Genomic DNA, 12347 nt, shown 5'->3' with positions numbered 1-12347 from the left:
TATACTACAAGTAGTATAAAAAGTAACGAAAAAATCCACCATCATCTCTGATAGTGGAGGGAATTTATGAAAAAGATTAATTATTTGGGATGAATCGATAGTATAGTGGGAAGCTTAAACGGGCCTTAAAGGCAAATAAAAAAGCCCTTGTAAATTAATACAAGGGCGTGGGTGTTACTTATTTAATTGCTTTGGCGGTTTTAACATTAACCGCACCACTAATTTGTGCAAGCCGTGCATGGACTGGCTCACCTTTTGTTGAATACAAGCGAGGTAAGATTTTACCATTAATTTGCTTATTAATTCGATCAAGGTAATCATACCCTGCTGGGTCTGGTATATTCAAGAACCCTGTTTGTGGACTCCAATAAAATACTGAATCTTTAACAAACGGTTGCCCGAAATCATCTTTACATCTAATAATACATTCTGCCATTGGTATACTCCTTTTTTCTATTTCATCTGCTTGTCGTTGAGCTTCGGCTTCTTCCGCTTTCCGTTGCGCTTCAGCTTCAGCTTGTTTTCTAGTTGCTTCTTCTTGGGCATTTTCTTCTGGTGATTTAAGTATCTTCACACCATCACAGCCAAGGGCCCATCCTAAAAATGTTAATCTAACGCCGCCACTGGCAAACCAATTTAAAAGTTCTTGTATCGAACCATAAGGTGCTCTAGCGCCAGCGTGTACCTCTGAATCATGAATCTGCATTGCACCATTATCGCCAATGAATGCATTAGCAACATGGCCAAGACCAACTTGTTCACCGTTATCAATTGACCAGAATAAAATCACCCAATGACCAGTTGGAAAATTATAATCACCATGAAGCCACCCACGAGCGACTGCCCGATTATAAGCAATTTGAGCACTGTACGATCGGTCAATTTGTGCAGCGCTTATACTGTCGTCTACGTATCCCAAGCACCAACCACGGACAGCACCGATGTTGATATTCGGGATATACGTCTGTTCGTATGCCATACTTCCTCCTTTCAATTAAAAAGACACAAGCTATTTGCTCGTGTCATCGTTACCCTTATCTCTGATTTGAATAAATATTTCTTTAAATTTTTCTGGTAATTCTATAAATTCACTTACATTCTCAATAAATGAGATGCCTTCGTTCGCGATATAAAACATAATCACAATTTCCCTTAACGGGATACCATCACCAATAATTCGCTGAATCTCGACAGAAACGGCAATCACAACGAAAATTAAAATCTTCTTAAATAACCCTCTGAATCCGACTGCGCTTGATAATGTTTTATTTGCAATCGCCTTACCAATCCCTGTTAAATAATCCACAACTACTAATACCACAATTGCGTGTGTTAGCACATCCCAACCTCCTAAAATTCCAGCCACTATGCCACCAACTAAACCCGCAATCATAGATACTGTATTAAAATATTTCTCCATTTCCATTTTCCTCACCTTCCATAATTAATAAACACCAACAATTTTATAAATATTTATTGATGCTGAACTAACACTGGTCCAATTACCCGCACCGTCTTTGTATTTTGCGTCTAAATATGTATTACCTTTATCTGATGCAATACCCACAGTTAATTTCCATTGCCTTGTTTGTGAGCCTTCAACTGTACTACCTATAACAATATTCGCAACATATGGTCTATTAGATAATTCTGGACTAGTTACTGCTTTTGTTAAATCAACTTCAATTTTAAATTGTGTCATATTCTGACAAACACCATAAAGGATTACTCGTTTGTATGTGGATAAATTTGGATATATAGCCGTTCCTGAAGTTAAAGTCCCTGCCCAAGCTTCCTCCAAAAATTCACTGTAAATCGACCGATAACTTGATGTGATTTTAGTAAAAGTGGCTGTCGTTCCATTGGAAACATACGAATATAACGGAAATGTATAAATTAAACCACCATTATTCAAATCCTGCTGATTCAATGATTCAAGTAATTCTATTTTCAATTGATTATTTACTGGCACATAATCGGAACTACCTGGTGTCCCTGTCGAAGTATTATTCTGCGTTAAGTCAATTGTAATGCATACATACCCACTCTTATTCGCTTGAGCCGTTAACTGTACTTGTTGATTATTATCAATTAATCGTCCCTGAAGTAGCGCCCTTCCAGCAGCGACATAAATATTCAAACCTGTAGATGTTGCTGACAAGCCGCTAATCACTTTATTATCTAAATTCTGCGCTAAATAATGAAACAGAGCTGCGTCAGCTTCAGGTGTTACTTTTGATTTATCAAATTGATACCCTTGTAATGTCATGTATACCTCCTATTCCAATAATTCACTTAATCGACTTTTGACATGCCCAAATTTCATCAATATGCGATTACTATCGCTTGCGTATTCATAGCCAGTTAATACGGACTTATACATTTTACCTTCCCTGAAAATGGTTGCTAATGTACCTAATTTCATTTTGTAAAAAGGTAAGAACTCATTATCCTTCGACATCGTGAAGGTAATTTCATGTGAGTAAAAATTACCTTTTAATTCGCTGTTAGCTAACTCATCATATGTCGGATTACTTGTTGCTGTCGTATCAAATATTGCAACTTTCGTTTTTGTCGGTTTAGAAATATTTGGATTACTAGCAGCACTTGTAATCTCGTTTTCAGTTGTTAGATAACGTTCTGCTAGGATGTTAGGACCTTCTGAATTAGTCGTATTTTTATTGACGATCATCAAGTGGTTTTCAGTGTTTTTACCTACTTCGGTTGTGGATACTTCCCAATCTTGCAAGTCTACAATATTATCTTTGAACGAAATTGAATCGGTGACTGCCTCAATGACTGTTTTAATTCGCCCATTTTCAAAACGATCAAATCGCCAAACAATATTGTATTTTTTAAAAGCATTAATTGCATATTTCATTAAATTAGTTGCGGTTGGCGGTTCAGCGGGTTGATATATATGACTTGTATTTGTTTTAACGTCAATATCTAAAATTGATAAATCTTTAGTTGTATCTTGTAGCAAATACCGATTAACTAAATTTTTGAAATGTTGCTCGAAACTTGAGCCAGTCATACGAGTGGCTGGAAATTCAAAGTTAACTAAATTCAAAATATCATTGGCAATCAGTTTATTATCTTCATAGCTAGATACCACACCGAAATATACAATACTTTCGCTATTCATTACCTTAGCTAAAACAAAATCACCTTGGACAAAAGTTGCAGTCTCGGGTAGTTCAAATTCACTTGAATCTTGTGTAATATAATCCGGTTGGATTGTTGAACGAGAGACAACGATTGGCTCTTGTGTAATATCACCTTGACGATCAATAATCCATAAATTGACTTGTTCACTCATACAGTGACATACTCCTCTCTATATTTGAATGTAACTTCATTAACATTATGAAACGCTAGTGTTGATAGCCCTTCAGGAATCGTCACAAAATTACTTCTGGTTAAATCTTGCTGTTTGTAGACATCTGAAACAGTACCATCAGGCGCAATTAATTTGACTCGTTGATTCTGCACAATACTTGACACAACTAGCCTATAGCCTTCTGGTACATCAATATTATAGCCATCAGATTGTAATATCTTAGAACCTTCCAAGATTTCCCAGTATGGATTAGTACACGGTCCGTGCACTGTGATTTCAACAGGTGAACCTTTAGAAGACCCGATATAGATCGAATTGTTTTCAATATTGAATACACCAGATTTTCCATTATAATCTGATTCATATATATAAGGATAAACGTAATCACTATTGAAAGGTTTTCCACTATAAAAATCTATTGGTAAATCACTAATATCACCACTAATTAACATTGGCTCTCTAAAATAAGTTGACATTTCAGCTGCTGTTGACAAATTTTGATTCAATAGCATTAAAGAAAAAATACCGTCAGTTGGTGCAACAAAAGAAATAGAACCTGTTTTGAAATCAGAAGATGACGTAATTCCAAAATCGGAATATTTATAATTTCTATCAGCCTCACCAAAGCTCACATTGATTACTGGACGATCATAATCGGGATTGGAATCTGCTTTAATATCAACCCTAAAAGATAGTCTCTCACCTTTGACAACTTGATGATTGAATAGATTCATAAAGGATGACTGCTTGTTATTACTTGAAGTCAGTTTTAGAATATTTGAATTAGGCTTATCGGTTGTTGGTGTTAATACTTGATACTTTCCTTCTAAATCACCCGAATAATCCCAATCCTGCATATTATTTTCAAAATTTGGGTTGGCAATCAAATTTCTGGGCTTATTATCACCTGCATAAATCTTGCCATCGCCGATTGAATCCTCATACGGACTATATCTCTCAGATATTTCCTTATAGAATGGAGTAGTGAAATCTAGTATCAATTCACCAATTAAAACACCATCAAGATTAATGTCTGGCTTTGTTATTGTATTTAAAACACACTCTCTTCTATAATCTTCAATCGAATCATTCGAATAAATGAAAGTATATGGCGGATAATTTAAGAAATTTACGAAAGTGTTATATGCTTTGTACTCTTGAATTTTTTCTAGACCATAGTACATCGTTAGCTTAAGACTTTTAGATAAAAGTTCTTCCTCAGATATAACAGCGTTGGCATTGACATTAAACATTTCATTAGAGATTTCTACACCTAAATCTTCCGGTTCAGTACCGAATATCCAACGTTCATTTACCAGGTCAATCAAATCATTCCTAGCATTGTAAAGTTTTAATTGTCTGATCAAACCATCACCCGCCTTGTCATACTTTTTTCAATTTTCTTTGAGATTTTATCATCATCCAAATACACATCTGTTTCTTTTTCTAATAATTTTTTTGTTAGTATTATTAAAGTAGTTAAACTAGATTCAATATTTGAATTGTCGATTTTAAAATTCAAATCACTAATAAACCCTGGATCAGTAATAGACCTTAAGTTTTTTACAAAACTTGATTCCTCTGGAATACCGACTCCCTCAGCATATCTAGGTATGCCCATCTTGGCCATGAATTGCTTAGTCCGACTTGCTCTCAAAACTTTTGTTCCCACTGGCTCATTTAAAAGTACATTTCTGCCTTGCGGAATAAACATCTGACCGCTAGGTCGAATAATCAATTCCTTTTTAATTGGTCCTGTTTGATTTTCATCATTAACAATCATCGCACCACCTGGGTGATAATTAGTCCCTTTAGCATTTTGAATTGGCCCAATTATTTTATTTTCCACATTTAATGTTTTGGTGGCTGTTTGAGGGATTTTATTCCAATTATCTAAAAGTCCTGTCAATATTCCACTGGTTTCACTTGCATTTGTTGCGCTTTCTAAATACTTAGACTGTGGAATCACATTAGCATTATAGGTATTAACTACACCTGCCGCTTGACCTACCTTATTTAACACATCTGAATTATCACCAAATAAGGTTTTTAATAATGGTTGTACCGTTTGGTTGTATGTATCTACGCTTAAAGTTCCATCTTTTAATTTTGATAAAATATCTTGATTATTCGCCAACATATCTTTTATGTTAACTGGCAACAAGTTCCACGCGTTTAAACTTTCTTGAGAACTGAATATCGTATTTAATAACACTTCATTATTTCCAAGAATTTGCTTAGTTTCCATACTCATACCATTCCACGATAACAAAGCCTGCTTCGCTTGTTCATCATTTTTGATATAACTTGAATTATCACCCAATATATTCTTAACAATATCAGGCATGCTATTCCACGAATTATATAAATTTTCAGACGAAAATATAGTAGAAGCTAAATTAGTATTATCTGCTAGCATTTGTTTTGTTTCAATGGTCAAACCATTCCAGCGATTCAAATTTTCTTCAGATGAAATAATGGTATTTAGCAATCCGATATTGTTTGCTAAAAACTGTTTGTCCTCTATCGGAAAATTATTATATCTTTGTAACGTTTCGTCTGAGTTTAAAACAGTAGTTAATAATTTATCATTATTGGCTAAGAACTCTTTTTCTTCTGTTGATAAATTGTTCCATCGATTCAACCCTTCCTCTGACTCAACAACTTTAATTAATGCATCTTGATTATTAACTAATAATTGCTTTTCTTCAGTAGAAATATTGTTATATCGATTTAATGCATCTTCTGAATTAAGAACTAATTTCAGTAATTTATCATTTTTAGCTAGGAATTCTTTCGTTTCGGCGTCTAGTTGATTCCATCGATTAACACCATCTTCTGATTCAATGATTGCTTGAATCGCTTTCCAGTTATCAACACCAATTTCTTTTGACAAAATATTATATTGTTCCCATTTTTCGCCATCGGACAATGTGTCAAGAAATGTAATTCTTGCTTCATCACCATCAACCAATAATTTCTTTTCTTCAAACTTAAGCATGCCCCATTGACCAGAATCCATTATTGTTTGAAGCAATTCTTCTCTACCCTCAACTGAAATTTTCCCAGTCTTTGGATCAAATGTTAAATCCGACCATTTTTTTCCGGTCATCTTTAAGATTTCTCCTAAATTCTCGGTATCTTTAGATGATTCAGAACTACTTGATTTAACTAATTTTGCAACCTCTTCAGTTGTCCAACCATATTTTTCCCAAGCACCTGACATTTGTTCTAAACTGAAACCTTGTTCAAGAGTTAAATTGGCTAATCCTAGAATCATTGATTCATTATTCTTTTTATTAGCTTTATCTAATTCAGCAAGTTCATTCTTATACTCTTTCGTACCCTCTGTATATATCTCTGCCAATCTTTTTTTGTTTTTTTCATAACTCTTTTGCTCTTTAGCCAAAGCATTATCAACATTTAGCGCTCTATCTTGAAGTTGCTTATCAGATAGTTTAGACAAATCATCTTGATAGGCCGATTCAATCGCTACTCTTTGATTTTTATTAAAACCAGCAGCTTTTAATTGTTCATCTGACAATCGACTATAATTTTCAGCAATATATTGACGTTCTTCATCTGACAAGTTGCGATTTGTATTACTTGCGTTTGTCAAAATTTGATTAATCTTATCAACTGCAGTTTTGGCTGATGCTACAGTTGCTTCATCTTTTTTAGCTTGTTCGGCAATATATGATTCGGCACGTGCCTGTGCTTCTTTACTGTAAAGATTTTTAGCAGCTTGCTCATCACGTTCCTGGTCTTTTTTAATCGTCTTTTCGATTGATTCAACAATTTCATTATTGGCTTTAACTGCTTTATCGGCAGACCCCCTGACACCATCAGCATACTCATTAACATAACTAGTTGCTTTCTCGCTGAGTTCATATGATTTAGTGATTACTTTATCTTGTTCTTTAGTAACACTAGTTCCCCATTTAGCACCAGCCAGTTGATGTGCTTCATATGCTTTGACACCCGCATAAGTTGCTAATCCAATTGCCGCTACAGCACTGACCGCAATTGCGGCAGGCCCTGCAACTGCTCCTAAACTTGCTATTAATCCAGTTGATGCTCCTGTTCCACCAACTGCACCAGTTAATGCACCAACGCCACTCGCTCCCGCCGATGTTGCTGAAGCAGTCCCAATTCCAGTTATTGATTTAAATAAAGTTGACATTACTTTACCTTCAGCCGATGCGGCTTTCAATTCAACAATACCTTTACTTAATAAACCAATTCCTTTTCTTGTATTACCAATAACACTAATTCCACCGCCTAATAATTTAAGGACTGGACCAGTAGCTGCAGCTAAACCAATCCATTTAATGATATTTTGTTGTTGTTCACTATCAAGCTCGTTAAATTTAGTAGCCAAATCTCCCAGCGCTTCAATAACTGGTCTTGCAGCTTGCATGCCATTACGCAGTGCATCCACAAAAGGACCACCTAAATCAATGGCGGTATCTACTACTTCATTTTTTAACATTTTGAGTTTAGATTCGGTCGTTTCGTATCTGGTATTTGCTTCTTTAGTAAGTGCGCTATTTTCATTCCAAGCTTTATTTGACATATCAACTGCACTCGTCATTGTTCCTGAAGCTAATGCTAAAGATTTCAGCATGTTTGACTGACGAACACCGGACATTTCCAACTCATCCAAAACAGCAGTTGCAGATTCGCCTTTACCGTCTAATTCGCCTAGCCCCTTAATAAAAGCCTGTATCGCCTCAATTGGCTTTTCTTTCCAAGTTGTTGCAAATTGTTCACTACTCATACTTGCAATTGATGCAAGTTTTTCTAATCCTTCTCCACCAGCATCTACATATTTTTCAAGGGCTGTTAAGGTTTGAGTCATCGCCGTACCACCAGCTTCAGCTTCAATACCTACAGAGCTCATCGCAGTTGCTAAACCAAGAATTTCTTGATTGGTTAATCCGGCTAATGTACCTGCAGATGCCAATCTATTAGCCATTTCTACAATATCCGATTCGGTAGTCGCAAAATTATTACCCAAAGCTACAACTGATGAACCAAATTTTTGATATTCAGCACTTGTTAACCCAGTAATATTAGCAATTTTAGCAATTGCGGATGCTGCATCTTCAGCTGACAAGTTAGTTGATTCACCTAAATCCAACATAACTTTTGTGAATCCGACAACATCCTGTGTTTTAATTCCTAATTGTCCAGCTGCTTCTGCTACTGCTGCGATTTCAGTGTGGCTTGATGGTAATTCTTTTGATAAATTACGTAATCCGGATTCTAAATCTGCATATGAATAAACAACTTGTCCATTTGAATTCGTGACTTCATCATTAGTTTTCTTAACACCAGCGAACGCACTCTCCCATGAAATAGCAGCCTTTGTTACTGCTGTAACACCGGCCACAATCGGCGCAGTTAAACCAACGGTTAAAACTGATCCAGCTTTTGAAATATTACTGCCAACCTGTGCGATTCTTTCGCCTGATTTAATATACGCATCAGCGTGCTTATTCATCCAACCAGTAACACCCTGTGTCTCGACTTGCAGCCTTGCCATTTGCCCAGCTGTACTTTGCAACTGCAACTGGTAATTTGCTAGTTTGCTATTGGCACCTTGCAATTCAGCAGCTAATCGCTTTGTACTATCCGTTGCTTTGCCATCAGCAAACGATTCATCATAAGCTTTTTTAAGAGAGGATACTTGGTTTTCTTGAGCTTTAATAATTTGAGTTAAACTATCATATCTAGTCTCTAATTTGCCTAGTTTATTACCAGCCATATCAGCAATTTTCATGTTTGCTTGCATTTCTTTAGCTAAATATGTAACTTGTTTTTTTGTATTTGCTACACCTTTCCCAAAGTCAGCATCGTCCAGTCCAAGCTTTATGACCATATTTCCTAATGGAGTTGCTCCTGCCAAATTAATTCCCTCCCTTCACTAAATCGCTTAATGGTTTCACCACTTTTTGTTTTTTCGTTTTTTTGTTGGTGAACATAATTTCATACAAGTATTTGACATCTGTATTTAACACATCGTTAATAGTCCAATTTGGATTATTGGCCAATATAGACTTCACAACATTCATTTGTAGCTCATGATGTTCGGACGGTGTTATTTTTTTCCTTTTGGGTCAACTTCTACCTCTTCGACAGGTCTTTCATAACCAAGTACACGGTAATAAATAATGTCCATAATTTGACCATATTCTTCAGTATCGATACCATCTAAAATGACATCACCAGTTAAATCTGTATCATTAAATAAACCCGCTACAAAATCGACTCTATATCGCTCTAATACTGTTACTTTAGGTGCAACTTCTTTACCGTCTTTGTCTTGTGTCCACAATTTCGCTTCGCCCTCTGTATAATCTAAAGCTTTTCGATACGGCACAAAATCCTGTGTATATGTTTTTTTCTTTCCATTCACTCGTAAATCTAAACGAATTTCTGACATTACTTCTTCCTCCTATTAATCAAAAATAAAAAGGCTAGTCTTTCGACTAACCAATAATTTTTAAGGTTTTTATTTGAACTAGGCTACCATCTGAATAAAACTCAAGTTGCACATTATCGCTTACAGTCAGAATACTTGCTCCAACCCAGTATGTGAATGTGCCATTATCAAAATCGCCTCCGGTAGATAATACTGTGCCATTAACGATTAATTTTGCTTGATTTATAACTCCCCCTGAATAGACACCAGATATTTGTTCATCATTAGATGAACTATAATCATTTATTTGGATGTCTATTTGGGGTGGATTAGGGTGTCGTAGTTCCTAAAACTACAGTTTTTAATTGTGTAACAGCTTCTTCTCCATATGCACGAAGCACTTTAACTGTTTCCTCCGTTGTTCCAATTTTGATTTTTCGTGAAATAGAATTATATACATATTCACCTGGTTCCGGAGTGAAATCTTCATCGTTCTTAGTTGCAAGCGAGAATGCATCACGGTTAAACGAACCTGCAACCATCGCAAATGCTACTGGTTCACCATATAAATCTTCTGATTCAGCTACTGCGGCAACATATGGTGGTTCAGTATTTTCACCAAATCCATCAATGCCTTCAGCCAGAGTAACCAATCCTAAAATTGTTTTCTCAACTGCAGCTGGTACATCTAACAAACCGAAGTTAGCAGCAACTGACCCTGTGCCTTTACGAGCAAGGAAATATTCAATATTTGATCCAAAAACCTTAACTGGCTCTTTAGTTAATCCAGTTAAATCAAAAGTTGTAGTTGCACCTTTTTTCTTTTCACCTTCAATAACAATTAATTCTGAACCAGTTTTTGGCGTTAAATCATCGCCCAACTCTTTAATTGATAATTTACTATAACCATAAGTGTTCATTTAAAATTCCTCCTAATTTAAAAAGACACCGATTAATAATCAGTGTCATGAATAGTTGTATTTTTACGATAACGCCTTGCATCCACAAAGCGTTTTGTTTCTTTGAAATATGTATCTAAGCCGCCACTTAATTGACCATATCCTTGAGCCAGCATTACATCTTTTACAGCTTTAGCTATTTCTTTGGTTAACATCCGATTCATTGATTCAACATTAATTTGGAAATTAAATTTTGAAGATAACGGCTTGTCGGAACCATAATAAGCATTAGTTTGTGGTCCATCAAATACATCAATGATTATGAAAGGTTTAGAAGTATCAAATGTTTCAGGTGCTTCAAAGAATTTAATTTGATAGCTTATTTCTTCCTCTCCACTATCAGGATTAATCTCTTTTACACTTAATTTTTTAGAAATGGTTTCATTAGCAATCAACGCATTATAAACATTCATCCACATATCTTTCATTTCGCTAATTCCTCCAAATCCTTTTTCATATTTTTAAAAGCAATGTCTTGAGATTTGTCTGCAGCTTTTTGCACCGCTCCCATTCCTTGTGGTCTAACATATTGACCAAAACGTGTGTAGCCAAACTCATTTAAATGGACTAATCGCCATCTACTTTGGTCTCCACGCCACCCCACTTCAACAGTTTTAATTCCGGATGAAGCACCTTTAACGCCCGATTTAACCACTTCGTTATAAGTCGCACCAGTATCACGATAGTAAGCAACTGAGTCTTTAACAATATCAACAATTTCATCGCCAGTATTTCGCAAAGCTTTATTGATTACTCGATTAGCTTTGTTTTTTCCCAACTTTGATTCAATATTTCTTAAAATTTGATCAGTGCCTTTTATTGAAACACTCATGATGTCACCCCCAATATGATTTTCAAAAACTGATTGTTTTCTAAATCGGGTGCAAAATCAACTACTTCCCAAATCTTTTCCTTATACCTAAAATCATCAAGAATGACCTTATGCTTATTGGATGGTAAGTAATCAGTGTAAGGATCACGAATCTTAATTGTAATTGCTTCTTTCGTACCTTTTGCGCTTAAAATTTCTCTATCTTTAGAAGATGGATTATAAGCAAGGCACGTGCATTTATACAATTCTTTTTTCTCTACTTCTCCAGGATCAGGCCCTTTAGCTGGCTTAAATTCAAAAAAAGTAACTGGAGTATTTAGCGCTCCAGCTACAATTTCAGGTTTCTTATAATTTGAATTAATCGGCATCTGCTTCACCTACCAAATCAATAGACGCATCCATTATCATCGTTTGAAAATTATCATAGAAATATTCAAGCGATTCATTACGCAAGTAACGAGTACGCTCATAAACTAATTCCTTCCCCTTTTCATACTTGGTAGGGTCAAAATCTCCAATTAATGACTTAATGTCAGCAAAACCACTTTCTAATTGTTTTCCAATGTCGCTATCTTCAGAAGAATGAAAAATACGAAAACGTGCTTTATATTCATCAATAAATGTTTTTTCATTCATTGTTGATTTTTCATCAGCCATTTATCATCCCCCCAATAATGCGATTAAATCAGCTTTTAAAGCATTACTTTGATAAGTGATTTCACGCTCATCAAGTAATGATTTTAATTGTGCGACTGTAAGGCTTGCATAGTCTACTGTCGCCTGACG

The 12347-nt window shown here is 35.5% G+C and carries 13 protein-coding genes and 1 pseudogene; all 14 read right to left on the bottom strand.

Translation table 11 applies throughout. The annotated features are described in order from the left end of the window. Positions 1-178: 178 nt before the first annotated feature. Positions 179-979, bottom strand: coding sequence for a hypothetical protein (locus HOY35_RS12035; RefSeq protein ID WP_172214198.1), 801 nt, complete (start codon positions 977-979; stop codon positions 179-181). Between the two features lie 30 nt (positions 980-1009). Next, positions 1010-1420: a holin family protein gene (locus HOY35_RS12030; protein ID WP_172214272.1), complete on the bottom strand. Its 411-nt coding sequence runs from the start codon at positions 1418-1420 to the stop codon at positions 1010-1012. 24 nt (positions 1421-1444) lie between these two features. Then, on the bottom strand, positions 1445-2269 hold the full coding sequence (locus tag HOY35_RS12025) for a hypothetical protein (protein ID WP_172214200.1): 825 nt from the start codon (positions 2267-2269) through the stop codon (positions 1445-1447). A gap of 9 nt (positions 2270-2278) precedes the next feature. Further along, on the bottom strand, positions 2279-3322 hold the full coding sequence (locus tag HOY35_RS12020) for a hypothetical protein (protein ID WP_172214202.1): 1044 nt from the start codon (positions 3320-3322) through the stop codon (positions 2279-2281). Continuing rightward, a complete protein-coding gene (locus tag HOY35_RS12015; RefSeq protein ID WP_172214204.1) occupies positions 3319-4710 on the bottom strand; it encodes a phage distal tail protein domain-containing protein in 1392 nt (463 codons plus the stop codon). The genes HOY35_RS12020 and HOY35_RS12015 overlap by 4 nt, the downstream gene beginning before the upstream one ends. Then, on the bottom strand, positions 4707-9254 hold the full coding sequence (locus tag HOY35_RS12010) for a phage tail tape measure protein (RefSeq protein WP_172214206.1): 4548 nt from the start codon (positions 9252-9254) through the stop codon (positions 4707-4709). The genes HOY35_RS12015 and HOY35_RS12010 overlap by 4 nt, the downstream gene beginning before the upstream one ends. A gap of 192 nt (positions 9255-9446) precedes the next feature. Next, positions 9447-9791, bottom strand: coding sequence for a hypothetical protein (locus HOY35_RS12005; RefSeq protein ID WP_172214208.1), 345 nt, complete (start codon positions 9789-9791; stop codon positions 9447-9449). Between the two features lie 46 nt (positions 9792-9837). Further along, complete coding sequence (locus HOY35_RS13700) at positions 9838-10077, bottom strand: immunoglobulin-like domain-containing protein (protein ID WP_349627512.1); 240 nt, start codon at positions 10075-10077, stop codon at positions 9838-9840. A 22-nt stretch (positions 10078-10099) separates the two neighbouring features. Next, the gene (locus HOY35_RS12000) at positions 10100-10690 is read right to left on the bottom strand and encodes a major tail protein (protein WP_172214210.1); all 591 of its coding nucleotides are present in this window, start codon (positions 10688-10690) and stop codon (positions 10100-10102) included. Positions 10691-10722: 32 nt separating this feature from the next. Continuing rightward, on the bottom strand, positions 10723-11157 hold the full coding sequence (locus tag HOY35_RS11995; RefSeq protein WP_172214212.1) for a hypothetical protein: 435 nt from the start codon (positions 11155-11157) through the stop codon (positions 10723-10725). Next, positions 11154-11561, bottom strand: a complete 408-nt coding sequence (locus tag HOY35_RS11990; RefSeq protein WP_172214214.1) for an HK97 gp10 family phage protein — start codon at positions 11559-11561, stop codon at positions 11154-11156. Before HOY35_RS11990 ends, HOY35_RS11995 begins: the two co-directional genes overlap by 4 nt. Beyond that, complete coding sequence (locus HOY35_RS11985) at positions 11558-11929, bottom strand: phage head-tail adapter protein (protein ID WP_172214216.1); 372 nt, start codon at positions 11927-11929, stop codon at positions 11558-11560. The genes HOY35_RS11990 and HOY35_RS11985 overlap by 4 nt, the downstream gene beginning before the upstream one ends. After that, positions 11919-12197, bottom strand: coding sequence for a phage gp6-like head-tail connector protein (locus tag HOY35_RS11980; RefSeq protein WP_172214274.1), 279 nt, complete (start codon positions 12195-12197; stop codon positions 11919-11921). The genes HOY35_RS11985 and HOY35_RS11980 overlap by 11 nt, the downstream gene beginning before the upstream one ends. Positions 12198-12221: 24 nt before the next feature. Then, positions 12222-12311: pseudogene (locus HOY35_RS13630) on the bottom strand (HeH/LEM domain-containing protein); the annotation flags it as partial. Positions 12312-12347 lie beyond the last annotated feature (36 nt).

Source organism: Enterococcus sp. MMGLQ5-1, assembly GCF_013155265.1.
In the GTDB taxonomy this organism is placed as follows: domain Bacteria; phylum Bacillota; class Bacilli; order Lactobacillales; family Streptococcaceae; genus MMGLQ5-1.
Note: the sequence above shows the minus strand (reverse complement) of the source record. Positions and strands in the feature narration are given on the sequence as shown.